The following is a 23,861-nucleotide window of genomic DNA, read 5'->3' as shown; positions in this document are numbered from 1 at the left end:
CCGAAACAGAACCAGGAGATAAGAATGACCCCCAAAACAGTTGCAGTTATTACCGGCGGAGGAACCGGGATCGGAGCCGCCACAGCCGCAGTATTGCGCAGCCAGGGGTGGGAAGTCGTCATCTGCGGACGCCGCCCAGAAGCTGTGACCCGAGTCGCTGAAGCAACCGGCGCCCATGCTGTTGTCGCGGACGTCGCTTCCGCCCCGGACATGGAGCTGCTCGTGGCGAACACCGTAGAACAATTCGGCGCAATCAACGGTGTGGTGCTGAATGCCGGAATCGTCCGCGCCGGCAGTGCCGGCGAACTTTCTGATGAGGACTGGAACGCCATGGTGAGCACCAACCTGACCGGGCCTTTCTTGCTGGTCAGGGCCGCCCTGCCTCACCTGATCAAATCCAGCGGCTCGATCGTCGGGGTGGCCTCAGCCGCCGCGCTGCGTGCCACGGCTGGAATTGCAGGCTACGACGCCACCAAAGCCGGCCTTGCGATGTTAATGCAGTCCGTCGCAGTTGACTACGGACCGCTCGGGGTACGCGCCAACGCAGTATGTCCCGGGTGGACTCGGACAGAAATGGCGGACGTGGAGATGAGCGAATTCGCTGAACTAGGCGGCATCGATCGCGAAGAAGCCTATAGCCTTGCCACAGCGTTCGTCCCTAGCCGGCGCCCGGCCGCGTCCTCAGAGGTGGCCGATGTCATCGCTTGGCTGCTTTCCGATCAGGCGTCGTACGTTAATGCAGCCACGATCCCGGTGGATGGTGGACTAATCGCGGTCGAACCCGGAGCCATCGCCTTCGACCCCCGTGTCAGTATCGGCACCGCTGCCGTAGACGGACCCACCCAGGCGATGCAGGCAATTCCTGACTAAGCGCTACAGCCCGTCTTTCAGGTGTTATTTGAAAAAGGAGTGTGGAAATTGTCCACACCTTTCGCCTCGGACTGCCTAGTACGGCACTTGGTCTGCCCAGGACTCCGGATGTTCCGCGGGAGCCCAGCGTCTGCAAGGACGAGAATACAGTTCGAGTCCCACCTCGAGAACGACGTATTCCCTCGTCAGGGGCGCTTTTGCTTTGACGTGTTGACAAAGCTTGCGGTCGCGTCGTCTGACGGGTTGGGTCGCGGGCTGTGGCCTGGCCGCCGCGGCGGCCTATCCAGGTGTGTGGGGTGGCGGGTTCAAGGCCATGCTGGTGGGCCTTCCGCCTACTCTAGTGGGGTTATGCAGTTCCGAGTTTCGGTTCCGTTAGGTTGGCCGCGGTGGCCTACACCTGTTCATGGGCCATGCGAGCTTGGACGACATGACTTCGGCGATCTCGCTCAACAGCGCCCCGGGAGTCGGTCTTAGGTCGTGCCCGCGAGAGTCGCGCCCCGGGCTTTGTCCTGCCAAAGAGGGTGTGGACAGTGTCCACACTTATGTCTGCTTTATCAAAGACCGCGCGAACTGCCCTTCGGGGCGGCGGAAGAGCCGCCGTCCGGTGCCATTGTCTTGAACTAGCCATAGGAGGGATCCGTCGGTGGATAGGTCGTCCACTGTCCCGGAGATCCTGGCATTCCGCCGGTCTGAAGCTAGAAGTACGACGGCGTCTCCCGGAGCCAAGTCACGCCAGTCGTAATCTCCTTGCCGGGCGAGTGCCGGTCCACAGGGTAGGACGTGGCGGGCTGGGCAGGGTCAATGGGGGTTGCACCTCCGGGGTTTGCTGGCGATGGTGAGTGGATCAGGTGAAGCGGAGGATGTAGCCGACCGTTCTGGGTCGGGCCGGTGACGTGAGCCCGGACGTCGACTGCGATCAGAATGGCCTCGTCGCTCCCATTAGAGCCGCTGTTCCTGCTGGGCGTCCAAGACCTACTTGCAATGAAGCTGATAAGCCTAGGCTATTAGTGCTTCCCTGCAGCACGGGCCAGGCCGCTCCCTAGCCGCTTGCAGGGCCCCGGTCTGGTTGAGGAGTTTGAGTGGATACCCGGAAATTAAAGTACTTTCTGGCGGTTGTGGATCACGATGGTTTTAATCGGGCCGCGGAACATCTGCTGATTGCGCAACCGTCCCTTTCGCAGACGATTGCAAGTTTGGAGAAAGATTTGGGGGTTCCGCTGTTCCATAGAATCGGTCGGCGGGCTGTTCTCAGCGAAGCGGGGCAGGAACTTGTGGGTCCAGCCAGGTTAGTGATGCGTGATTTGGACGCGGCTCAATCCGCGGTTCAGGCTCTTCGAGGTATCCGGAGCGGCCGGCTGGACATTATTACGATGCCGTCCCCTGGGATCGAACCATTGACATCCATGATCGCCGGATTCACCCGTTCGCACCCGTCGGTTCGACTGAACGTGGTAGCCGCATTCACTCCGGAGGAAGTCATCGAATCGGTCCGCAGCGGCAGCACTGAGGTTGGACTCGCTGGGTCACCGAACCCCATCCGGGTCCCTGGAGTCCAGGTGCTGGAGCTGGAGCGTCAGCCGCTGATCCTGATTGTGAATCCGCAGGCCGATACCTTTCGGCCTGGAACTGCTATCCAACGGGAAGATCTGGCAGGGCACCGGTTGATCGCGAGTCAGCGTGGGTCTTTGATGCGCTGGCTTGTCGATGATGCTCTAGCCGGCGGCGTCGATTTGGAGATCGTCGTTGAGGTGGCGCACCGGACCTCTATCCTGCCGTTGGTATTGGCTGGCGTCGGGCACGCCGTTATGCCATCGTCCTGGGCCCCGCTCGCGCACAGGTCCGGGCTTCGCACCCTTCTCATCGAGCCGGTGTCCCAGCTCGACGTGGCAATCCTGAGCCGCAAACAGGACCTCACCCCAGCCGCAAGGGCTTTCCTTAAAATTGCCGAGCTGCATGTATCAAGTCCAGAAGAGGCGCCTCATCAGCATTCATAGGCCGATCCTATTTAGCGGATTGAATCTTGGTCTTGGACGCGGGTTGGTTGACGCCCGTCTACTTGAAGAGGAAGGAACGGTGTGAGCCTGCTAACGGGCAAGCACCCAATACTCAACGAGGAGACACATCACCATGAGCACCACCCAGAAGTTCAACATTGCTTCGATCCCTGCAGACGGCGTGGGCAAGGAAGTTGTTGCCGCAGGCCGCCGCGTCCTGGACGCCCTGGCCGAAAACTCCAGCGGCAAGTTCGCCTTCGACTGGACCGAGTTCCCCTGGGGCTCAGAGTACTACGCGAAGACCGGGCAGATGATGGACCCCAAGGGCCTTGATGCCCTGAAAGACTTCGACGCAATCTACTTCGGTGCGGTTGGCTGGGAAAACGTTCCGGACCACATCAGCCTCTGGGGCCTGCGCCTGAACATCACGCAGAACTTCGACCAGTGGGCCAACATCCGCCCGGTGAAGTTCCTCCCCGGCGTGCAGTCCCCGCTGCGCAAGGCCGATAACACCGAACTCGACTGGGTCGTGGTCCGCGAAAACAGTGAGGGTGAATACGCCGGCCTGGGTGGCCGCAATCTCAGCGGCCGGGGCCCTGGCAACGAGGTGGCCCTGCAGACCGCACTGTTCACCGACAAGGGCTGCGAACGCATCATGCGCTTCGCGTTCGACCTGGCCCGCACGCGGACCGTGAAGAAGGTCTCCTCGGTCACCAAGTCCAACGCCCAGCAGTACGGCATGGTCCTCTGGGACGAAGTCTTCAACCGGGTGGCAAAGGACTACCCGGACGTGCAGACCGAAAGCGTCCTGGTGGACGCCATGAGCGCCAAGTTCATCCTGAAGCCCGAAGACCTCTCTGTCGTCGTGGCCTCCAACCTGAACGCCGACATCCTCTCCGACCTCGGCTCCGCCCTCGCCGGAAGCCTGGGCCTGGCCGCCAGCGCCAACCTGAACCCGGAGCGCCGCTTCCCGTCCATGTTCGAACCTGTCCACGGATCGGCTCCGGACATCGCCGGCCAGGGCATCAGCAACCCCATCGGCGCCATCGCTTCAGCCGCCCTGATGCTGGACCACTTCGGTCTGCACGAGGAGGCCCGCCGCGTCGAGGCCGCCATCGAAACCGCCACCGGCTCCGGCCACCTCACCCGCGACGTTGGAGGCGACGCCACCACCGAGGACGTCACCGAAGCCATCATCAAGGCCTTGACGCTCGCCCCGGCAGCCGTCTAGGCAGGCAGTACTCTCCGGCGCCGTCATCCGTTAGCGGATGCAGCACGGGGCGGGCGGTGAGCCGTACCGCCCGTCCCGCGCCAATCTTTCTTCAGAACATCCTCCAGCGACATTCCACAATGAGGTAGGAATCATGGACCACATCCCCACCGCCGGCCACGCGACACCGGCCACCAAACCGCGCTGGTACCGCCAGCTCTATTTCTGGGTACTGACAGCCATTGTTATCGGCATCCTGGTCGGCTGGCTCGCCCCGGCCACCGGTATCGCCATGGAACCCATCGGCACTACCTTCGTGAACGCGATGAAGATGCTCATCGGCCCCATCGTGTTCCTCACGATCGTGGGCGGCATCGCCAGCGTCGCGGACCTGAAGAAGGTCGGCATGACCGGGCTGAAGGCGCTGACCTATTTCCAGATCGGTACCATCTGCGCCCTCGCCTTTGGGCTGGTGGCCATCAACGTTTTCCGCCTGGGCGAAGGCGTGAACGCCGACCCCGGCGCCATCAAGACCTCAGATGCGGCTGCGAAGCTGATCGACGCCGGCCAGCACCAGGAATGGTGGGAATTCATCACCCACATCATCCCCACCAGCGTCGTGCAGCCCTTTGTTGCAGGGGACATCCTGCAGATCATCTTCATCGCCGTCGTCTTCGGCATCGCCCTGAACGCCATGGGCAAGGTCGGCGCCCCCGTCCTGGATGGCGTGCAGCGGCTCACCGGGGTCATGTTCAAGATCCTGAGCTTCATCATGAAGGCCGCCCCGCTGGGCGCGTTCGGAGCGATGGCTTTCGCGGTGGGCAAGTACGGCGTCTCGTCCCTGACCAGCATGGGCGGGCTGATCGCACTGTTTTATGCCACGTCGATCCTGTTCGTGGTGGTGGTCCTCGGTTCGGTCATGGCCTTCCTGAAACTGAACATCTTCACAATGATCCGGCACCTCAAAGAGGAATACATGCTGATCCTGGGCACCTCCACGGCAGAGCCCGCTCTGCCTGGCTTGATGCGCAAGCTCGAGCACGCCGGCGTCAAAAAAGAAACCGTCGGCCTGGTGGTCCCCACCGGCTACAGCTTCAACCTCGACGGTGCCGCCATCTACCTGTCCCTGGCCGCCCTTTACATCGCCCAGGCCACCAACACCCATCTGACCCTCGGCCAGCAGCTGGGCCTGCTCGCCGTCATGCTCCTGACCTCCAAGGGTGCAGCAGGCGTGGCCGGCGGCGGCTTCATCGCCCTGACCGCCACCCTGGCCACCATCGGCACCATCCCCGCGGCCGGCATCATGCTCATCTTCGGCATCGACAAGTTCATGTCCGAATGCCGCGCCCTGGTCAACTTCACCGGCAACGCGGTGGCCACCCTGTTCATCGCCTGGTGGGACCGCACCCTGGACGCCGACTGCGTACGTCGTGTCTTCGCCGGCGAAGCCGTTGAACCGATGCCTAGCGAAGACCCGGCCCATGCCGATGACGTTGCAGCTATCGATGATGACCTCGTCCGATACGGCCACCACTCGCCCAACCACTATGACTCAGCGGCCCCGGCACCCCAGCACCTAGCCGACGTCGACCCAGCCCAGTCCGCTGAAGCCCGCCCCGCCTACTCGGAAAAAGCCTGACATGACCAGCACTACCGCCCTGAAAACCGTGCGAACACTCATCGCCCCCGACAAGTTCAAGGGCAGTCTCACCGCCAACGAGGTTGCACATGCCCTGGCAGCGGGGCTTCGCTCCGCGGCTGACAAAGCCGGTAAAACTGGAGCGATCCAGTGCGAACTGCTGCCCCTGGCCGACGGCGGCGACGGCAGCGTCGACGCCGCCGTCGCCGCGGGTTTCACTCGGCACAGCCACATCGTCGCTGGTCCGACCGGAGCTCCCGTTCAGACCAGCATCGCCTTCGACGGCACAACAGCGGTGGTAGAAGTAGCCAATACCTGCGGCCTCGCTCTGTTACCGGGCGGCAAATTGGAGGTGTTGAAATCCTCCAGTCGTGGGTTCGGCGACGCGGTCCTGTTCGCGCTCAGCCTCAACCCTGCAAGGATTGTCCTGGCTTTGGGCGGCAGCGCCAGCACCGATGGTGGCATGGGACTGCTGTCGGCTCTCGGCTTCACCTTCTACGACGGGCAAGGTCACCGGCTCGAAGGCAGCGGATCAGTGCTGGGACAAATAGATTACGTCCGCCGAACCGTATTGCCGCAGCTGGCCGGCACAGAACTGATCGTCGCCAGCGATGTCCATAACCCCCTCCGCGGCCCCAACGGGTCACCAGCGGTCTTCGGGCCCCAAAAAGGCGCGGCAGCACAGGACGTGACATTCCTCGACGAAAGCCTGGGCCACTTTGTGACGAAGATGGCAGAAGCAGGATTCCCGGACGCGGAGGGATTGGCAGCACACGAAGGTGCGGGAAGCGCCGGAGGCATCGGCTACGCCTGCCTGCTGCTGAGCGCCAAACAGGTCTCCGGGGCTGACTACTTCCTCGACCTGCTGGACTTCAACGCCCGCAAAGACACCTGCGACGTCGTAATCACCGGCGAAGGCAGCATCGACGAACAAACCCTCGCCGGAAAACTACCCGCCGCCGTGGCCCGGCGCTCAGGAAGCCGGCCCATCATCGCCGTCGCCGGACGCTCCCTGCTCCCCAAGGAACGGTGGCCGGACATGCACCTGACCCAGGTATTCACCCTGGCCGAGTACACCGACCAGGACTCATCCAAAGACCCCCAACTCTCCGCCTCCCTGCTGCAAAAAATCGGCAAAGACATAGGAACAAACCTCCTGCAGCTCAGCTTCACGTAGCGCGGGAAACCCAAAGCACCCGCCCTGCGGTCACGGGCGGGTGCCTTTTTGTGGGAGTCCCGGGCGATGATCCCCACCCCATGCAACTTCAACCGTCGGGCATCAGGGACGGCTTTAGAGGCACCGCAGGCCAAAGCAGCTTCTGGCTCAACATCAATTCCGTACAAATGAACCATTTGGTAGGTATATGAGACGCGCAAGAATTGTGGCTACGTTCGGCCCGGCAATTGCCAGCTACGAAAACACCCTCGCCGTGCTGGAAGCCGGCGTTGACGTCGCCCGGTTATCATGCAGAACGACTACACCGTGCACGACAACACCTACGAAAATGTCCGCAAGGCGGCCTCCGATCTGGGCAAGGCAGTGGCCATCATGGCCGACCTGCAAGGTCCCAAGATCCGCCTGGGCCGCTTCGTTGACGGCCCGCACGCCCTCGCTGTCGGGGACATCTTCACCATCACCACCGAGGACGTTCCCCGAATTCGCCGCGCTTCGGTTATGAGACATGCAGGGGGGTTCAGAGAAGGAGCCGGCGCCCGAGGGCGGGATCGCTTATCGGTTCAGCTGGTCACTTGTCGGACTAGAACACGATCGAGTCGAAGACGGCGCGTGCCTCTCTCATCAGCTCCGGATTGATCGATTCGTCGATGTGGCCCACCGCGACGACAGCCCGCTTGCCGTTCAGGTCGACCACCGGGTAGGTTTCGTGTTGATTCTGGGTTGAGTACCAGCGTGAGCAGTCTTGTCTATCTTCTGAGTGGATGCATAACTTGCCGCCGTTGCAGGCTGTGATGTCCACGTTGCCCTCGACGGAGTGGTCGAACTCGAAGCCGGAGTAAGTGCCTACCATGACCTTGACGGGCGGGGTGCTTGCCGTAGACGACTGCGCCGCCATCGCATCAACGAAGGCCTTGGCCGACGGACCGAAATCGGCAAGGGCGCCCCTCCAGGTGCATGCATCCATCGCCACGTAGTACGCGGGCGAAAGAGTCAGGGAGACGGCCCACTCAGCCGGGTGATCCGGGTCGTCCTTGCCCAGGCTGTGGCCGTCGAGAGCAAGCCAGCCGTCTGGCACGGTGATTTTGAAAGGCTCCTTGTATCCGGCGACGGGGACGAGGTATGTGCCGGCGTCGATATCGCCACGCGCTGGCAGCGGCGGGACCGTGCGGGCCTCCGTGATCGGAGAACTGGTAGACGGGAGGGAAGCGTCGTTAGATTGGTACTCGCACCCGCCGAGACAGCCAATTAGTGCGATAGCCACCAAGGGCAACAGATGGCGCGACCGCTTAGCGTCCTTTTCGAGGGGTGTCATGGAGCTCATCGATCCACCAAGCCGCTACAGGTTACTGTGAGGCCCCGCAGCCGGCTGGCCCCGCGGGCGGCCCCAGGATGGGATGCCGTCGCCTCAAGTCTCCTCCGGGGCAGGACCCGTGACAATGACGAACTGCCCGGAAATAGATTCGACTCATGCAATCCCGAAATGGCAGGAGCGCCCTGAAGCAGCGGCGAGGAAACGCCAATTGGCGGCACCTTCACCGTCCGGGTCTAACGAGCCAGAGAGATATGACGGTAGCTGACGTCTCGTTACCCTTGGATTTTCAGGACTAGCGTCGGGTTTGGAGCGGAGCGAGGGCACTCCTCGTCGTCTGATGCCTGCGCGGGCGGGGGACGCTGGTGAGAGAACCTTCATTTGGTCCGTCCTGGCGTTGAACCCGTGGCGAGTCCCGGCCGTGTGTAGGGGGTGTTTGCCGCTCCGGGCTGGGTCTGGACGGCAGGGCTGGTGGTGAGGTTGGTGTGGCAGTAGCATCGCGTTCTAACCACCCCCGATCTGCAAGTCCTCTTGGCATTACCGACCAGTTTCCCGGTTGCGCGTGCCTGCAGCGTAGGCGGGCCCCGGCGTGCAGGTGCGCCACACCGTGAGGAGACGGGCATGACCATCGGGACGCGCGGGGCAGAAGCGGGGAACTTCGTCGACGGTGAACTCATCGTCGGCTCCGAGGGGAGCGTGTCACGGTCGCCGGCGGACGGGTCCGTTCTGGGAACGTACACCGAAGCCGACGCGGCGCAGATACAGGCCGCGCTTTCGGGCGCCCGCAGGACGTTTGACGAGACCGACTGGGCATCTGACAGGCAACTCCGGCACAAAGTGCTCAGTCAGCTCGCGGACCGTATTGAGGGTCGCAGCCCGGAGCTAACGAAGATGCTTTCGCGGGAAAACGGAAAGCTCGTCGGGGAGGCCCGCGGCGAGGTGGGAGGGGCGCCCGCGACGCTCCGCTACTGCGCGGCGCTGGCCCTAACCTCGACCGGACGCGCGGCAGAGGTCCGCGCAGGCGTTCACGTGACCTCGATGCCTGAACCGGTCGGTGTTGCAGGGGTCATCGTCCCTTGGAATTCGCCGGTCATCCTCTCGGTCCGTTCATTTGCCCCGGCGCTGTCTGCCGGCTGCACCGCGGTGGTGAAGATGCCCTCGCAAACCGGGCTAGTGAATGGCATCCTCCACGAGATCTATGCCGGGTGTCCTCAGCTCGCTGACCGAGTCCGGGGACCTGCTCGCACGGGAGCTTGTCGCGTCGCCGCTCGTCGGCGCGCTCTCGTACACCGGAAGCACGCGCGTGGGCCGTGAGATCATGGCGGGCGCTGCGCCCTCGCTCAAGCGGGTCTTGCTCGAGCTCGGCGGGAAGACACCCATGATCGTATTTGACGACGCCGACCTGGATGCTGCCGTGCCTGTCCTGACGAAGGGCGTGACGGTCTTTTCCGGGCAGTTCTGCATGACGGGGAGCCGGGTCCTCGCGCAGCGCGGCGTCAGCGGCAAGCTTCGGGAACGGCTCACCGCGGCCCTCGAGGCCGTGGTGGTGGGTCCCGGCGACGATCCAGCCAGTGACATGGGCCCCCTGATCGACGAGGCCAGTGCTCGCCGTGTCGACGGGTTCGTACGCAGGGCCATCGATGCGGGGGCGAAGCCATTGGTTCGTGGTGGCGTCGTCGCCGACGGCAGCGCCTTGTACCGCCCGAGTCTCCTCGAGGTCGACCGCGTGGAGAGCGAACTCGTCCAAGAGGAGGTCTTTGGCCCCGTGGCGACGTTTGAGGTCTTCGGCAGCGAGGATGAGGCCGTTGCATTGGCCAATGGCACCCGCTATGGGCTCTCCGCGGCGATCTGGAGTAGGGACGTCGATCGGCCCCTTAGGGTGGCCCGACGTCTCCTGGCCGGAACCGTGTGGACCAACTCTTGGGTTGTCATGGCCGACCAGTTCGAGGAGGGCGGGTTCAAGCAAAGCGGCCTGGGCCGCCTTAGAGGACCTCGAGCCCTCGAGGAGTTCCAGGAATACAAGACTTACGTCCACCCTGCCCGTTAGGGCGGCGGGCAAAGCCTGCGATCCGGCAATCTGCATAAGGGGCTGGGGCCATGCCACGCTTCCTGGCTCTCAAAGAAGAATTCCAGGCGTTGTCAGGAAGAAGACCACTGTCGTGGTCCGCGCCCACGGTCACGTGGCCTGGGTCCCGTGGCGGATGTTGGCGTTGCAGCGGAACATGTTCTCCGGATCCCATTCGGGCTTGATGCCCGTCAGCCGTTCGTATTTTGCTCTCCATAGGCTGACCTGACTCGAATCGCTGCGCTGACCGGAGCGCCCGCCTCCACCGGCGGCTATCACCTCGATGTAGCGGGGGGAAACGCGGATACCCAGCGGTACAAGCTCCTCCGCTGCGGCGAGCTGGAACAGGCCAAGCGCAGGATGAAGCAGTCTCGGGCCGGCGTAGGGGCGGCGGGACGGAAACCCGCAGCGCCGAAGCTGAGGAAATTAGACAGGGAAGACGGATTGACTACGTCGAAACTACCAAGTGGTGACGGTCTTTCCTGTTTGCCCTCAGCAAGAGGATGAACGACTCGGTCAGCGGCCGCCATTGACGTCCGGCGAGGGGTCCTCTTGCGGCCCGCATGGTGACAAATAGCGCTGTAAAAATACCGCCGGTTACCGCTGCGATTCACAGCACATGGTGCTGCCTCGTCAGGGGCGATTTTTCCTTTGACGTGTGTACAAAGCTTGCGTTCGTAATTCAGTTCCTTGTTTCCGGTTTCTGTCGAGCGGGCACAGGGTGGACCACACCTATTCCTTGGGCCGCGGGAGCGGCAGCGACATGACCTCTGCGATTTCACTGAAGAGCACCCCTGGTGAGGGGGTCTTAGTGCGTGCCCACAAGAGTCGCGCCCACAGGTTTGTCCTGCCAAAGAGGGTGTGGATAGTGTCCACACCTACGTCTGCTTTATCGAAGGCCGAGTGAACTTGGGCCCGATGTCAGGTGGGGCCCAACACGTCGTCTTCGGATGCCCTCTGCGGGTGCCCGCGGCAGTCAGGCTAGCTCTCGCCTGCCGCCCCTCTGCCTCGAAACGCTTGCGATTTGAGGCACCCTGGGTTATGAGACACATGGCTCCGGTCTGTGGAGTTTGCCGATAAATGGCGGCATTCTTTGATCGGTACATGTCATGGGCGATCAAGCCGACGATGGGTTGACGGGTAGTTGTTCAATCTTGGCGTTGTTGCTCGCGGCCCAGCTGGCAAGGAAGTCGAGCTGGTCCTGGGCGTGGCTGCCGGGCTCGGCTGAGTATGCGATCAGTGTCAGCCCTTCGCCGGGGAGTTCCAGCGCGTCTCCGGTAAGTTCAATCTCTCCAACGAGTGGGTTGCGCATGGTCTTGCGTGCGGTCCGGTGAAAGCGGACATTATGTCGCGCCCACCGGGTGGAGAATTCAGTGCTGCCCGCGGCCAGGTCACCGATAAGGCTGTTGAGCGCACGGTCGCGCGGGTTACTGCCGGATTCGGTGCGCATGGCGGCGGCGAAGTCATTGGCGAGAGTATCCCATTCAACAAAGAAGTCCCTGGAGCGCGGGTCCAAGAACATGAACCGTGCGAGGTTCACCGGAAGGGTCTCGGGGCTGAGGATGCCGGTGTAGAGGGCGAAGCATAAGTTGTTGGCAGCGACCACGTCGGTGCGGGCGTTCCGGACGTAGGCCGGTGTCCCGGTCATTCCGGCCAGGACTCTTTCGATGCTGGGACGCACCTCAGCCCGTGCCCGCCGTGGTCCGGATACGGGGGCTGGTGCGGCGGCTTTGGCCAGGTCGAACAGGTGGGCGCGTTCTGCCTCGTCCAGCTGTAGTGCCCGGGCGAGGGAGTCAAGAACGGAGTCCGACACTCCCCGGAGGTTGCCTCGTTCGAGGCGGGCGTAGTACTCGGTACTGACGCCGGTGAGCATGGCGACTTCCTCGCGTTTGAGCCCGGCGACCCTCCTGGTTCCTCCGTAGGCGGGCAGCCCCGCCTGGGTCGGGGTAATGCGCGCCCGGCGGCTCATGAGGAACTCGCGGACGTCGTTGGTGGTGTCCATGGGTTCTAGGCTACGGCGGCCCGCGGTGGTCTAACAGGAACTGCCAGTACACCGCACAACAGACACTCCCGCGCGCAGGAAGCGGCTGGTTTTCTGGAATCAGACCGTTCCAGAACTTCGAAAGGACACCATGTCCGTGTCTACCGCCAGCAGCCCGGCAGTGGATGCCCGGCCCAGGACATCCCTGGCCGTGGCGATGCTGGGGTTCTTCGTTGTCGCCCTGGATGCCCAGATCGTCAACGTTGCCCTGCCCGCGATCCACAACCACCTCGGCGGTGGTCTGTCGGGTCTGCAGTGGGTCGTGACCGGCTACACCCTGATGTTTTCCGCCCTCCAGCTGTTCGCCGGGACGTTCTCCGACCGGGCCGGGGCGCGGCGCGCTTACGGGCTGGGCATGATCCTCTTCGTTGTTGCTTCCGGTGCCTGCGCGATGAGCCCCTCGCTCCCGGCCTTGGTCGGGGCCCGTATTTTGCAGGGCATCGGCGCGAGCGATGATCACGCCGGCGTCCCTGGCCCTGATCCGCGAGGCTTACCACGACGCTGCAGCCCGTGGCCGGGCCATTATTTACTGGGGGCTGGGCGGTTCCGTCGCGGCTGCCGCGGGACCGGTGCTGGGCGGGCTTCTCACGCAGCTCGACTGGCGGCTGATCTTCTTCGTCAACCTGCCCGTCGGAGCCGTCTCGCTCGGCATCCTTTCCCGCGTCGCGGTATCACCCCGCCGGCCGGAACCGTTCGACTGGACCGGACAGATCAGCGCCGTCGTCGGACTGGCAGCCCTGACCTACGGCATCATCGAAGGCGCCGAGGCCGGGTACGGAAGTCCTGCCATCATTCTCATGTTCGCCGTCGCCGTCGTGGCCATCACCGCGTTCATCATCGCCCAGGCCCGGGGGTGGCATCCGATGATTCCGCTGGATTTGTTCCGCTCCCGTGCCGTCTCCACCGCACTGACCATTGCTGTGGTCACGATGGCCGGTTTCTATGGCATCGTGTTCGTTCAAAGCCTCTACTTCCAGCAGGAGCGCGGCGCTTCTGCCCTGGAAACCGGGCTGCTCTTCCTTCCGATGACGGCCCTTGTCGCCATCCTGAACCCCTGGATCGCCCGTCTCATGGCCAAGTACGGGCACGCAGCTATGATCGCCGCAGGCCAACTGATCATGGCCGGCGGCCTGGCCGGACTGTGCCTGCTGCCAGCAGACGCACCGGTCCTGCTCGTCTCAGCGCTTATGGTCCCGGTCGGGGTCGGCGGTTCCTTCACCGTCCCGTCCATCATCGCCCAGGTCATGGACAGCGTACCCGCCGAACGGGCCGGCACCGCCAGCGGCGTAGTCAATACCGCCCGGCAAGTCGGCGGCTCCCTCGGGGTGGCCATCTTCGGCGCGGTGATTGCCAGCGGCGAGTTCATCACCGGGCTGCGCGCCAGCCTCGGCGCCACCGCCGTGGTCCTCATCGTTCTCGTAGTCGCGTCTCTGGCATTCCAACGCCGGCGGCACGCAACCACCTGACCAGACCCAACAGCAACGAAAGGAGCAGGCATGCGCCTCGCAGTTCCGGGACCCACGAGTAAAGGACCGGACGAAAAGTTCACCGGCGACGTGTACCTGAACCCACTGCACTCAGCTGAAAGCCCTTCCCGGCTCGGATTCGCGATGGTCCGGTTCGCCCCCGGGGCACGGACCCACTGGCACTCCCACCCACTGGGCCAAACACTGCACTGCACCGACGGAACAGGACTGGTCGCCACCCGGGACGGGACAGTCATCCTGATGCACGCCGGAGAAACCGTCCACACCCGTCCCGGAGAAGAACATTGGCACGGCGCAACCCCGGACTCCCGCCTGTGCCATCTGGCCCTGGTCGAGCACGACGACGGCCACACCGCAACGTGGCTCGAACCCGTCAGTGACCAGGACTACCAGGCCGCCCAGTCCAAAACCCACCCACAAACAACAGCAGAACAACGCTAAGGAACAACCCATGAAGAACGTCACGCTCAACAACGGCATCAAAATGCCCATCCTCGGCTTCGGTGTCTTCCAGATCCCCGAAGAAGAAACCCAGGCCGCCGTCGAAGCAGCCCTCGAAACCGGCTACCGGCACCTGGACACCGCCGCGTCCTACGGCAACGAACAGGCCGTCGGCGCCGCGGTCAAAGCCAGCGGCATCAACCGCGAGGAACTGTTCATCACCACCAAGCTGTGGATCCAGCACGCACCCACCGGCAACGTCCAGGACGACACCAAGCAGTCCTTCCAGAACTCCCTGAACCGGCTCGGCCTGGACTACCTCGATCTCTACCTGATCCACCAGCCACTCGGTGACTACTACAGCGAATGGCGCGCCATGCAAGACCTGAACAAGGAAGGCCTCACCCGGGCCATCGGCGTCTCAAACTTCCACCCAGACCGGCTCGTTGACCTCATCGACCACAACGAAATCGTCCCGGCCGTGAACCAGATTGAAACCCACCCATTCCACCAACGCGCCGCCGACCAGGAACTCATGCGCGAACGCGGCGTGCAAATCGAATCCTGGGGACCATTCGCCGAAGGCAAGAACAACCTCTTCACCGACCCGACCCTCAGCGCCATCGCCGACGAACACGGCAAGTCCGTCGCCCAGGTCGTGCTCCGCTGGCTCATCCAGCGCGACGTCGTCGTGATCCCCAAGTCTGTCCGGCCCGGGCGCATGGCCCAGAACCTGGACGTCTTCGGCTTCACCCTTACCGAAGACCAGATGAAGCAGATCACGACACTGGACACCGGCACCAGCCTCTTTTTCGACCACCGTGACCCCGCCATGGTCAGCTGGCTCGGCAACCGGCGCTACAGCTAACACCAAGGCACGCCCATTGGTCACCAGCGAGTTAGACGCCAGTCGGCGGTCCGCCCTTCAAGCGGCGGCCGCCGGCCTGACCGGCGCCCTCATCACGGCCGCAACAGCAGCCTGCACACCCCAAGGAACCCGCACAGTGCCCCCAGCAGACACAACACCGTCCCCAAAAACAGCAACATCAGGCCAGGACGGCCAACACGTTCTGCTCGCCTACTTTTCCAGGGCCGGCGAGAACTACTACTACGGCGGCCGCTCCAGCCTCGATGTCGGCAACACCGCCGTCCTCGCCGGCCTGATCAGCGGCCTGATCCCGTGCGACGTGCATCGCATCGAGGCGGCCGACCCCTACCCCAACAGCTACGACGCCACCGTCGCCAGAAACGTCCGCGAACAAAATCAGGACGCCCGCCCCGGGATCGGCAACCAGCTGCCCGTCATCGACCAGTACGACACCGTCATCCTGGCCAGCGGCATCTGGAACGTCAGGGCACCAATGATCATGACCACCTTCACTGAAAACTACGACTTCACCGGTAAAACCGTCCATCCCGTCACCACCCACGCCATGAGCGGCCTGGGCAACACCGTCCGTGACTACAGTCGGTCCTGCCCCGGCGCGACGATCGGGAAAGGCCTCGCTGTCAAAGGCGAAGAAGTCCGCACCGCAGGAACCGCCATCCAATCCTGGGCGCGCGGCACCGGACTCCTCCCGGCACAGTAGCGGCGGCACGCCGGGCCAGCAGAATCTGCACCATCACACCAACTCCCAAAGGACCATCATGAGCGACTCACACCAGACCAGGGCCCAGCAACTCATTGGCGACTTCGCCCCGAAACTCGTTGACCTCACGGACAACGTCCTCTTCGGCGATGTCTGGGAACGAACCGAACTTTTACCCCGGGACCGCAGCCTCGTCACCGTCGCCAGTCTGATCACCAGCGGCAGCACTGACCAGCTCCGCGGACACCTAATCAGAGCACGGGCGAACGGACTAACCGAAACTGAACTCAAAGAGGCAATCATCCATCTCGCCTTCTACGCCGGATGGCCCAAAGCCATGTCAGCTATCACAGTTGCAAAGGAAATCTTCGCCCTCTAACGCTCCACTCATTGACGGGGACAAGCGGACGGCGTGGACGCTCATGGTGCTGCTGCTCTGGGCTAACGGTTACCTGCATGGCTTCACCACGGATGAAGGCTTCGACCTCGTCGTCGGAGCCGGCGCGGGCTATATCGACTTACTGGACTCTGCCGCAGAGATTTCCAGGCATCTGGTCCCCCAGTAGTCCTTGATGGCCCCCGAAGGGGGGTATGGACAATGTCCGCACTTTTCGACGTGCCCGGCATCCACGGTGGAGTTGGCGCGGGCAGAGCGCGGGCAGCTCGGACTAGCCTTCAGCGGTAGTGCGAACGGCAGGGGCTGCCGCACTGTGGTGCGGGCGTCCCCTGCCGTTGGTAAATGGTCCAATGACCACATTTCTTAGTGTTGGTGTGAGGCTCCGTGCGCGTGTGCAGGCGGGGTGGCCGTGCCGGAGATGCTGCCGGTAATCCAGGACATCATGCCCGCTGCGGCGTCGAAAGCCGGCTTCCGGTCTGCGTTGGACCAGACTGTCTCTGGACGGCACTGAAGCAGGATCAAGTTACTGCCCTCGGGGAGTTCTTCGTCCACGGCAAACTCGATGTCCTGGGGTGCCTGATGGATCCGTTCGAGCTTCTTGCCGAGCGTGGCCAGGGCAACTACTTCGTCGTCCTGCAAGCACAGGATGTTCCGGCGTTCAGCAGGAACGTCCACCGGCGCGTCTCCGCTGCGGTATTCGATGATCTTGTTACCCAGTGACCGGTCGGCAATGCCCAGACCCACCTTGTCCACCACGAACCGGTCAGGGGTCACCTCACCACCGACCACCGACAGCCCCAGGCCCCAGCTGGCTTCCAGCACGATTTTGGAGCGGTCACCGCTGGTGGGGCTGAGGGTGAACATCACGCCTGCCGCGCGTGCCCGCACGGTCTTCTGGATCACCACAGCCATCTCGATGGCGTGGGGATCGATGTCCTTCTCGGAGAGGTAGGACAGGACCCGCCCGGCAAAGACGCTGACGTAGCACTCATGCACGTACTTCAGGACCTCGTCCGCACCCACGATGTCCACCCAGGTTTCGAACTCGCCCGCAAAACTGGCGCCCACGGAATCCTCAGCCGTTGCGCTGGAGCGCACGGCCACCGCGATGTTCTCCACCCCTGTTTCGGTGCACAGCTTCGTGTAAGCCCCGCGCACTGCGTCTGCCACCTCTGCCGGGATGGGCACGTCGGCGAACCGTTGGCTGATGCGGTGCGCGGCGTCGTCGAACGCTGCCTGGTCCCGCCCGCTGCCCAGCCCGTCCAGCACGCGTCGGGTGAACTCCTTCAGTCCATCCGCCTCAAGGTAGGCCCGGTAGGCCGCAGCGGTCACGGCGAAGCCGGGTGCCACGGGCAGCCCTTCGGCCGTCATCTGGGCGAGGCCGGCGGCCTTGCCGCCCACTTCCCTGACGTCCTGGCAGGCGGGGTCGGTGAATTCGTGGATATACACAGTCAAGCTCCTAGCTGACCACTGCAGCGGTGTCGGTGGCGTGAACGGTTTCGGGGGCGGGTTCAAGTACGACGACGGTGCCCGCCTTGCCGTCGATCCTTACCCTTTGGCCGGTGGTCAGGCGGGCGGTGGCGAAGCCAGTGCCGACCACGGCAGGTATGCCGTACTCGCGGCAGACGATGGCGGCGTGGCACATCATGCCTCCAATGTCGGTGATGACGCCGGTGGCTACGGCGAAGGCCGCTGCCCACGACGGCGCGGTAATCGGAGCCACCAGGATTTCGCCGGTCTGCAGGAGCGGAAGGTCCTTTTCGGAACGCAGGACCCTAACGGTGCCTTCGACGATGCCGAGGGACCCCGGGATGCCGTTGAGCTTGTCCGTGGCGCCGTCGGAGGCGCCGAGCCAGTCCTGCACGCGTTCGGTGGTGACACCGTAGTTCATCACGGCAAACGGGTCCGTGACCTGCTGCGGCGGGATGCCGTAGGCGGGCGGGGCGCTGGCTGCCTGGAGCGCTGCGACGATGGGCCGGCGGCGGGCGATTTCTGCCTGCCAGCGCTTCTTGCCGCGGGCAGGAACGCCGATGGCCCATGAGTCCACCACGTCAAAGAGAGCGGTGTCCAGCTCGAAACGGTTCAGGTAGAACATGTCTTCGGCGGTGTCGAGGAAGCCGGCATCGACCAGGAAGCGCGCCAGGTCCCACGCTTTTTCCCAAAAGACTTTGTGGGACCAGTGCTCTACGTAGATGTTGTGTTCCTCGATGTAGGGGAAGACCTTTCGGGCCAGTCCGAGCAGTTCGTCGAACTGTCGTGCTTCATCGCCGGTGAGGAGGGCCCGGTATTCGTCCACGATCTCGTCCCGCTCTTCGCGGAGCCGCTCGATGGGCCGGGAGATGTCTTCGCCGTTGGCAATCTTGAGCGCGTACCGTGAGATGCCCTGCAGCGGGATGGAGAGGTCGCTGGCCCAGGTTTCCTGGTCATGGGTGAACCCGTACTCGGCGAAGTAGTTGAACCAGGGGTCCTTGGCCTCTTCGAACGCCGCCAGCCAGGTCCGGCCGTTGGTGGATTCGGCCAGCGCGGCGAGGATGGCGTCGGGGCCGGTGTCACCGGTGATGATGCTGTTGAGGCCCAGCTCGTGGGAGAGCGCCGCGAGCTTGCGCAGTTCGTCGTCCGGGCGGAAGGCGAGGACATCGACGCCGGCCACCATGCGGGAGATGGACTGCTCGCTGATGAGCGGGAAGGCCTGCTTGCAGAACTGGAAGAAGGTGATGTAGCCGCCGTAGCCCAGGTTCAGGAATTCGAAGTGGTACTGCCAGATGGAGAAGAATTCATCGATCAGCCGGTGGTAATTTTCGATGACGGCCATGGCCGAGGACCGGCCGCGTGCTTCCGAGACCACCTCGGCGGGGTCGTATTCGGTGAGCCGGGGGAATTCGATGGTGCGAAGGGAATCGATGGCGCCTTCCATCTTGGTCTTCCACTTTCCGTACAGCTCGTCCCAGTTGGCGTAGTAGTAGCCGGCGCGTTCCTGGAAGATGGCCACGCGCTCCCGGATCCGGGCGGGGTCCTCCACGCCCAGCGGCGAGATGTAGACATACCCGTTGACAACCCGGACGTCCAGTCCCAGCGACACGGGCAGCGCGAAGATGCGGGTGCTGAACGTTCCCACGCCCAGGTACACGGCCTCGGCGCCGATGCTGTCGAACGGGTGGCAGCCGCGCGACCAGTGCATGGTGTCGGCGAACCAGAACTGGGCATTCTCGTGTTCAGTAGTTTCCTCGCTGGGGACGAGGTAATAGGGATACATCGACTCCCAGCCCTCACCGCCGGCCGGGGCGGTGGACTCGCTGAAGAACGGGAAGCGGGCTGCGCTGCCCGGCGTGGTTTCGGTCATGATGTGGCTCCTTGCGACAGTGAAAGGGAGGGGGTGAGGAATTCAAGCAGTTCGGCGACGTCCGCCAGGGCGAGATCCGGCCTGGCAGCTCCTTCGAGCGTGGCAAGCAGGCCCGGAGAGGTTGCGCCGGAGAGGACCAGGGCGCTGTTGGCACCCATCGACCGTGCGAGGTCGATTTCGACGGTGGCATCGCCGACCACGGTGACCTCCGCGGCGGGAAGGCCCAGCCGGCGCAGCAGCGTTTCGCCCAGGGCGGCCGAGGGTTTTCCCAGCACCTGGGGGACGGCTCCGGCAGTCCAGCCGACGGCGTTGGCGATGGCTGCCGAGACGCACACGGACTTGCCCAGGCCGCCATGGAACCACGGCACGTCCACAGTGGTGTAGAGCGGGGCGCCGGCATCGACCGCCAGGCTGGCCGCGTTGATTTGTTCGGTGCTATATCCGTTTGCGGCCCCCACGACCACGACGTCGGCCAGTTCCGGTAGGGCGGGATCGGCGAGGTTCATGCCCAGGCTGCGCAGTGGGGCGGTCAGACCCTCCGCGCCGAGCGCCAGCACCCTGGCCCCGGGATGCCGGTGCGCGATGTACTCGGCGGCTGCGCTGCCGGCGGTGGCGAAATCCTCGTCCCGGATTCCGATTCCCTGTGACCGGAGGTGTGCGGCGTATTCGGCCGGGGTCTTCTCCGAGGCGTTGGTACAAACGACGACGGCGTGTCCGGCTGCGTAGAGCGCTGCCACCAGTTCGGCGGCGCCGGGCATGGCTTCCCCGCCGGCACCGCCGGCGCGTTTTGTGCGCATCAGGCAACCATCGACATCCAGTACCCAGCCGCGGGAGTTCTGTATCAGATCATTCATGCTGTAGCTCCCTGTGCGGCACTGTCGGCTCCGGTGCCGGCTTTGGTGCCTGGCCCGCGTTGGATGGAGAATTTCGTGGTGCCGTCGCTGATGGACACGGAGGTGGAGGGCCGGTCGTGCACTGCTGCGAGAAGGCGCTGCAGCGTTGAGGTGGCCGAATTCTTTTTCGCGGCGTACATGGTGTCCACCTGCTCGGCGGGCATGACTGCCCGGAGCAGCAGTTCCTCGTCGCTGATCGTGGCTCCGAAGCGCCGCCGCAGGTCCGCGATGGTTACCTCGCCGCCGTCGTTAATAGGCTGTTGTCCGCGTTTGGTGGCCATGGCCCTGTCCATCAGTTCGGGATTCACGGCGCCGGGCAACGGTCCAAAGTCACCGCGGAGCAGGTCGATGACCTCATCGGAGATCTGCTTGTACCGCTCACCCGTAATAACGTTGAGGGTGGCCTGGGTGACGATGTACTGCGCAAACGGGGTCATCACGATCGGCCAGCCCAGGTCTTCACGGACCTGCACGGACTCCTCGATCACCTGGTCAAACAGGTCGGCGCGCCGGATTTCTCCGAGCTGCCGGCGGGTGGTGGACTGCACCCCGCCGGGAATGGTGTGCCGGTAGTAGGCTTCGTCGTACTCATTGGGGCTGCCGGCGGGCAGGTTCTTGATCCGCCCCTGGCGTTGCAGGTAGGCGGACGCGTTGGCCATGGCCTCCAGATCCACGTTGACGTTGTGGCCGCGGGCCCGCAGGTTATGGACCAGCCGCTGGGCTTCCGGGTGCGAGCTTCCGTTGGCCAGCGGCGGCAGGGCGCAGTGGATGGTTTCGATGCCGAGGTCCGCCGCGTCCAGGACGGTGATGGGGGACAAACCGGTGGTGCTGTGCGAGTGGATCTCGTTCAGCCGGGTGCTGGTGAGGCTGGACCGCAGCAGCGGAACCAGGCTCTTCACCCGGTCCGGTGTCAGCAGCCCTGCCGGGTCCTTCAAATAGACGCTGTCGATGGCGTTGCAGTCGTCGAGTTCCTTGGCCTTCATTGCGAAGTACTCGTCCGTGTGGACGGGGCTGGTGGTGTAACAGATACCGCCGATCACCTCCTCGAACCCCACCCGCTTGGCCATTTCAGCTGTCCGTTTCGCGCCCTCCATGTCATGCATCGGATCGATCACCCAAAGCCGTTTGACGCCGTTGCGGGCCAGCAGTCGGAAGGCAAGTTCGAAGACGGCGTCCGGGGTGCGGTGGAACGTGATGAACCTTTTCCCCGTGGTGAGGAAGCCGAGCTGTGTGTTGGGCATCAGGTCGCGGGCGACCCGCAGCCGCTCCCACGGGTCCTCCTGGTGATACCGCACGGCCGTGGCCATCAAGGTGCTGGAGGCCAGCTCGATGGCGTGGTATCCCACCTGGTCCAGCAGCGGAGCGACGCCCCGGACCATGCGGGTGGTGACTCCGGTGGCACCCCAAATGCTTTGGTTGCCGTCCCGGAGGGAGACATCGACAAGTTTGACCTCGGTCATGAATTCACCTTTTCCATCATGAGTTCGTTCAGCCAGTGGGTGGTCACCGTGTTGTCCCGGAAAACCGGATGGGCCAGGATCCGGCGCAGCAGCGGCAGCGAGGTGGTGACACCTTCGATCTCGAACGCTGCGAGGGCCTGCTCCATCCGTTCGATGGCGGCGGCACGGTCCGGCGCCCACGCAACCTGCTTGGCCATCAACGCGTCGTAGAACGGCGGGAAGCGGTAGCCCTCGTAAATGTGCGTATCGAGCCTGAGTCCGCCGGCGGCCGAAGGACGCCACCGGGTGACGGTTCCCGGCGAAGGCTGCAGGTCGTTCTCCGGGTCCTGCGCCGTGATGCGGCATTCGATGGCGTTGCCGGTCAGGGTGACCTCTGCCTGGGTAAAGGAAAGTGGCTCGCCAAGCGCCGCCAGGAGTTGTTCGCGGACAAGGTCGACGCCGGTGATCGCCTCGGTGACAGGGTGCTCCACCTGCACCCGCGGGTTCACCTCCAGGAAGGCGAGCGAATCACGGTGCACGTCGTAAAGGAACTCCACGGTGCCCAGGCCCACATAGTCCAGGGCTTCGGCGATGCGCAGAGCGCTCTGGTACAGCAACGCGCGGGTTGGTCCCGGGAGGGCGGTACAGGGAGCTTCCTCCACCACTTTCTGATAGCGGTACTGCACCGAACATTCCCGTTCGCCGAGGTGGACGCGGTGGCCGTGGCGGTCCCCGAGGATCTGGACCTCCACGTGCTTGGCATCCTGGACGAACCGCTCCAGGAACACGGTGCCGTCCCCGAAGGACGCTTCCGCCTCGGAGGATGCCATTTGCCAGGCCTCGGCCAGTTCCGAAGTACTTTCCACGAGTTTCATGCCGCGGCCGCCGCCGCCATGGGCTGCCTTGATGAGAATCGGGTAGCCGATCCGTTCGGCCAGCTGCCGCACTTCCTCCGCCGTTTGCGCGTTGCCGCCCGCAGAGACGGGAACGTCCACGGACTCGGCAAGCTGCCGGGCCGTCAGCTTGTCACCGAGTGCCCGCAGCGCCTCGGGCGACGGACCAATAAAGGTCAGGCCGTTTGCAGCGCACAGTTCGGCGAAGGCCGGACGTTCGGAGAGGAATCCGTAGCCCGGGTGGACCGCCGTGCAGCCGGTGGACAGGGCAGCCTGGATCACGGCGTTCATGTTGAGGTAGCTGTCGGCAGGCCTTGGCCCACCGATGGTCACGACCCGGCCGGCCCGTTTAGCGGCCAGGGTGTCCTTGTCCGCCTTGGAGACGCCGAGAACAGTGTCGTAGCCCAGCCGGTCGCAGGCCTCAATGATGCGGACCGCGATCTCGCCGCGGTTGGCAACGAAGATCCGGTGGTTCATGACGTGGCCCGGATGGCGAACAGCGGCTGCTCGAACTCCACCAGGTCTCCGTCCTCCACGAAAACGGCAGCCACCTCGCCGGCCGCGCCGGCGGTCACGGAGTTCATAAGCTTCATGACCTCGACGATGCACAGCACGGCATCGGCGGACACGGCATCGCCCACCTGGACGAAAGCGGGCTCGCCGGGCTTGGGAGCCCCATAGTATGTGCCGAGCATCGGTGCGGTCACGAGGATGTGACCGGCCGGAAGCGCATCAGGGCTGATGGCAGGGGAGTGGCCATTGGGGGCAGGGGAATTTACGACGACGGGGGCTGGCACCGGGGGATGGGGAGCGGCTGCCGCTGGTGCCGGCTCACTGGCTACCCGTGGTGCCGCAGCAGCGACAGCGGACTCGGGCGAGTGGATTGCGCCCTCCGGAATGTGTCCGCCCCTGCGAACATGCAGCCGCAGTTCGCCCTTCTCGTATAAAAAGTCCGTGAACTCGGTCTTGTCCAGCTGCTCGATAATAGCCGCAAGTTCTTCCAGGTCGATGTCCATGTGCGGGATGTCCTTCTGTAACGCCTGTCCTCGTTGATCAGGCCCGAATGTGGTCTGTGCC

At 63.9% G+C, this 23,861-nt stretch carries 22 protein-coding genes and 2 pseudogenes; 15 read left to right on the top strand and 9 right to left on the bottom strand.

The features are described 5' to 3' along the window. Nucleotides 1-24 precede the first annotated feature (24 nt). The 6 genes and pseudogenes from MRBLMD1_RS11970 to MRBLMD1_RS11945 all read left to right on the top strand — a co-directional run. The gene (locus MRBLMD1_RS11970; RefSeq protein WP_364399755.1) at nt 25-870 is read left to right on the top strand and encodes an SDR family NAD(P)-dependent oxidoreductase; all 846 of its coding nucleotides are present in this window, start codon (nt 25-27) and stop codon (nt 868-870) included. Between the two features lie 1,079 nt (nt 871-1,949). Continuing rightward, nucleotides 1,950-2,864, top strand: coding sequence for a LysR family transcriptional regulator (locus tag MRBLMD1_RS11965; RefSeq protein ID WP_275181205.1), 915 nt, complete (start codon nt 1,950-1,952; stop codon nt 2,862-2,864). 133 nt (nt 2,865-2,997) lie between these two features. After that, a complete protein-coding gene (locus MRBLMD1_RS11960) occupies nt 2,998-4,095 on the top strand; it encodes a tartrate dehydrogenase (RefSeq protein WP_364399751.1) in 1,098 nt (365 codons plus the stop codon). A gap of 133 nt (nt 4,096-4,228) precedes the next feature. Then, complete coding sequence (gene dctA, locus MRBLMD1_RS11955) at nt 4,229-5,713, top strand: C4-dicarboxylate transporter DctA (RefSeq protein WP_364399748.1); 1,485 nt, start codon at nt 4,229-4,231, stop codon at nt 5,711-5,713. Nucleotide 5,714: 1 nt separating this feature from the next. Beyond that, nucleotides 5,715-6,890 (top strand): glycerate kinase, encoded by a 1,176-nt coding sequence (locus tag MRBLMD1_RS11950; protein WP_364399745.1) that lies wholly within the window; start codon nt 5,715-5,717, stop codon nt 6,888-6,890. A 187-nt stretch (nt 6,891-7,077) separates the two neighbouring features. Next, nucleotides 7,078-7,367 (top strand): annotated as a pseudogene (locus MRBLMD1_RS11945) (pyruvate kinase); the annotation flags it as partial. 103 nt (nt 7,368-7,470) lie between these two features. On the opposite strand, the gene MRBLMD1_RS11940 reads toward MRBLMD1_RS11945, so the two are convergent. Beyond that, a complete protein-coding gene (locus tag MRBLMD1_RS11940) occupies nt 7,471-8,202 on the bottom strand; it encodes a hypothetical protein (RefSeq protein WP_364399743.1) in 732 nt (243 codons plus the stop codon). A gap of 618 nt (nt 8,203-8,820) precedes the next feature. Between MRBLMD1_RS11940 and MRBLMD1_RS11935 the strand changes: the two genes are divergently transcribed. Continuing rightward, nucleotides 8,821-9,513, top strand: coding sequence for an aldehyde dehydrogenase family protein (locus MRBLMD1_RS11935; RefSeq protein WP_364399740.1), 693 nt, complete (start codon nt 8,821-8,823; stop codon nt 9,511-9,513). After that, entirely contained in the window at nt 9,398-10,246 is an 849-nt protein-coding gene (locus MRBLMD1_RS11930; RefSeq protein WP_364400423.1) for an aldehyde dehydrogenase family protein, read from the top strand. The genes MRBLMD1_RS11935 and MRBLMD1_RS11930 overlap by 116 nt, the downstream gene beginning before the upstream one ends. Nucleotides 10,247-10,375: 129 nt before the next feature. Here the strand turns inward: MRBLMD1_RS11930 and MRBLMD1_RS11925 are convergent, their stop codons facing one another. Next, complete coding sequence (locus tag MRBLMD1_RS11925) at nt 10,376-10,543, bottom strand: BBE domain-containing protein (RefSeq protein ID WP_364399737.1); 168 nt, start codon at nt 10,541-10,543, stop codon at nt 10,376-10,378. A gap of 838 nt (nt 10,544-11,381) precedes the next feature. Beyond that, entirely contained in the window at nt 11,382-12,266 is an 885-nt protein-coding gene (locus tag MRBLMD1_RS11920; protein WP_275181211.1) for a helix-turn-helix transcriptional regulator, read from the bottom strand. 130 nt (nt 12,267-12,396) lie between these two features. Here MRBLMD1_RS11920 and MRBLMD1_RS11915 point away from each other — a divergent pair. The 7 genes and pseudogenes from MRBLMD1_RS11915 to MRBLMD1_RS11885 all read left to right on the top strand — a co-directional run. Next, nucleotides 12,397-12,696 (top strand): annotated as a pseudogene (locus MRBLMD1_RS11915) (MFS transporter); the annotation flags it as partial. Nucleotides 12,697-12,757: 61 nt separating this feature from the next. Then, a complete protein-coding gene (locus tag MRBLMD1_RS11910) occupies nt 12,758-13,771 on the top strand; it encodes an MFS transporter (RefSeq protein ID WP_364399734.1) in 1,014 nt (337 codons plus the stop codon). Nucleotides 13,772-13,801: 30 nt separating this feature from the next. Then, nucleotides 13,802-14,233, top strand: a complete 432-nt coding sequence (locus MRBLMD1_RS11905) for a (R)-mandelonitrile lyase (protein ID WP_364399731.1) — start codon at nt 13,802-13,804, stop codon at nt 14,231-14,233. A gap of 10 nt (nt 14,234-14,243) precedes the next feature. Next, complete coding sequence (locus tag MRBLMD1_RS11900) at nt 14,244-15,101, top strand: aldo/keto reductase (protein WP_364399728.1); 858 nt, start codon at nt 14,244-14,246, stop codon at nt 15,099-15,101. Nucleotides 15,102-15,237: 136 nt separating this feature from the next. Continuing rightward, nucleotides 15,238-15,822, top strand: coding sequence for a flavodoxin (locus MRBLMD1_RS11895; RefSeq protein ID WP_364399725.1), 585 nt, complete (start codon nt 15,238-15,240; stop codon nt 15,820-15,822). Nucleotides 15,823-15,880: 58 nt separating this feature from the next. Next, nucleotides 15,881-16,201, top strand: coding sequence for a carboxymuconolactone decarboxylase family protein (locus tag MRBLMD1_RS11890; RefSeq protein ID WP_275181216.1), 321 nt, complete (start codon nt 15,881-15,883; stop codon nt 16,199-16,201). Between the two features lie 43 nt (nt 16,202-16,244). Next, entirely contained in the window at nt 16,245-16,388 is a 144-nt protein-coding gene (locus MRBLMD1_RS11885; protein WP_364399722.1) for a hypothetical protein, read from the top strand. Between the two features lie 194 nt (nt 16,389-16,582). On the opposite strand, the gene MRBLMD1_RS11880 is transcribed toward MRBLMD1_RS11885, so the two are convergent. Genes MRBLMD1_RS11880 through MRBLMD1_RS11855 form a run of 6 tightly spaced genes read right to left on the bottom strand, consistent with a single transcriptional unit; the run spans nt 16,583 to nt 23,800 of the window. Then, nucleotides 16,583-17,668, bottom strand: coding sequence for a PEP/pyruvate-binding domain-containing protein (locus MRBLMD1_RS11880; protein WP_364399719.1), 1,086 nt, complete (start codon nt 17,666-17,668; stop codon nt 16,583-16,585). Nucleotides 17,669-17,678: 10 nt separating this feature from the next. Further along, nucleotides 17,679-19,559, bottom strand: coding sequence for a PEP-utilizing enzyme (locus MRBLMD1_RS11875; protein ID WP_364399716.1), 1,881 nt, complete (start codon nt 19,557-19,559; stop codon nt 17,679-17,681). Beyond that, nucleotides 19,556-20,413, bottom strand: a complete 858-nt coding sequence (locus MRBLMD1_RS11870; RefSeq protein ID WP_364399713.1) for an HAD-IIA family hydrolase — start codon at nt 20,411-20,413, stop codon at nt 19,556-19,558. Before MRBLMD1_RS11870 ends, MRBLMD1_RS11875 begins: the two co-directional genes overlap by 4 nt. Continuing rightward, nucleotides 20,410-21,912 carry a pyruvate/oxaloacetate carboxyltransferase gene (locus tag MRBLMD1_RS11865; protein WP_364399710.1) on the bottom strand — a complete coding sequence of 501 codons (1,503 nt, stop codon included), beginning with the start codon at nt 21,910-21,912 and terminating at the stop codon, nt 20,410-20,412. Before MRBLMD1_RS11865 ends, MRBLMD1_RS11870 begins: the two co-directional genes overlap by 4 nt. Then, on the bottom strand, nt 21,909-23,261 hold the full coding sequence (locus MRBLMD1_RS11860) for an acetyl-CoA carboxylase biotin carboxylase subunit (RefSeq protein WP_364399707.1): 1,353 nt from the start codon (nt 23,259-23,261) through the stop codon (nt 21,909-21,911). Before MRBLMD1_RS11860 ends, MRBLMD1_RS11865 begins: the two co-directional genes overlap by 4 nt. Next, the gene (locus MRBLMD1_RS11855; protein ID WP_364399704.1) at nt 23,258-23,800 is read right to left on the bottom strand and encodes an acetyl-CoA carboxylase biotin carboxyl carrier protein; all 543 of its coding nucleotides are present in this window, start codon (nt 23,798-23,800) and stop codon (nt 23,258-23,260) included. Before MRBLMD1_RS11855 ends, MRBLMD1_RS11860 begins: the two co-directional genes overlap by 4 nt. Between the last annotated feature and the right edge of the window lie 61 nt (nt 23,801-23,861).

Source organism: Pseudarthrobacter sp. LMD1-1-1.1 (assembly GCF_040676255.1).
Lineage (GTDB): Bacteria > Actinomycetota > Actinomycetes > Actinomycetales > Micrococcaceae > Arthrobacter.
The sequence above is the reverse complement of the archived record's forward strand: the minus strand, read 5'-3'. Positions and strand labels throughout refer to the sequence as shown.

Coding starts and splice junctions, on each gene's coding strand:
- MRBLMD1_RS11970 (WP_364399755.1), top strand. CDS start 25: ATGACCCCCAAAACAGTTGCAGTTATTACCGGCGGAGGAACCGGGATC.
- MRBLMD1_RS11960 (WP_364399751.1), top strand. CDS start 2,998: ATGAGCACCACCCAGAAGTTCAACATTGCTTCGATCCCTGCAGACGGC.
- dctA (WP_364399748.1), top strand. CDS start 4,229: ATGGACCACATCCCCACCGCCGGCCACGCGACACCGGCCACCAAACCG.
- MRBLMD1_RS11950 (WP_364399745.1), top strand. CDS start 5,715: ATGACCAGCACTACCGCCCTGAAAACCGTGCGAACACTCATCGCCCCC.
- MRBLMD1_RS11940 (WP_364399743.1), bottom strand. CDS start 8,202: ATGACACCCCTCGAAAAGGACGCTAAGCGGTCGCGCCATCTGTTGCCC.
- MRBLMD1_RS11935 (WP_364399740.1), top strand. CDS start 8,821: ATGACCATCGGGACGCGCGGGGCAGAAGCGGGGAACTTCGTCGACGGT.
- MRBLMD1_RS11930 (WP_364400423.1), top strand. CDS start 9,398: ATGCCGGGTGTCCTCAGCTCGCTGACCGAGTCCGGGGACCTGCTCGCA.
- MRBLMD1_RS11920 (WP_275181211.1), bottom strand. CDS start 12,266: ATGGACACCACCAACGACGTCCGCGAGTTCCTCATGAGCCGCCGGGCG.
- MRBLMD1_RS11910 (WP_364399734.1), top strand. CDS start 12,758: ATGATCACGCCGGCGTCCCTGGCCCTGATCCGCGAGGCTTACCACGAC.
- MRBLMD1_RS11905 (WP_364399731.1), top strand. CDS start 13,802: ATGCGCCTCGCAGTTCCGGGACCCACGAGTAAAGGACCGGACGAAAAG.
- MRBLMD1_RS11900 (WP_364399728.1), top strand. CDS start 14,244: ATGAAGAACGTCACGCTCAACAACGGCATCAAAATGCCCATCCTCGGC.
- MRBLMD1_RS11890 (WP_275181216.1), top strand. CDS start 15,881: ATGAGCGACTCACACCAGACCAGGGCCCAGCAACTCATTGGCGACTTC.
- MRBLMD1_RS11885 (WP_364399722.1), top strand. CDS start 16,245: ATGGTGCTGCTGCTCTGGGCTAACGGTTACCTGCATGGCTTCACCACG.
- MRBLMD1_RS11875 (WP_364399716.1), bottom strand. CDS start 19,559: ATGACCGAAACCACGCCGGGCAGCGCAGCCCGCTTCCCGTTCTTCAGC.
- MRBLMD1_RS11870 (WP_364399713.1), bottom strand. CDS start 20,413: ATGAATGATCTGATACAGAACTCCCGCGGCTGGGTACTGGATGTCGAT.
- MRBLMD1_RS11865 (WP_364399710.1), bottom strand. CDS start 21,912: ATGACCGAGGTCAAACTTGTCGATGTCTCCCTCCGGGACGGCAACCAA.
- MRBLMD1_RS11860 (WP_364399707.1), bottom strand. CDS start 23,261: ATGAACCACCGGATCTTCGTTGCCAACCGCGGCGAGATCGCGGTCCGC.
- MRBLMD1_RS11855 (WP_364399704.1), bottom strand. CDS start 23,800: ATGGACATCGACCTGGAAGAACTTGCGGCTATTATCGAGCAGCTGGAC.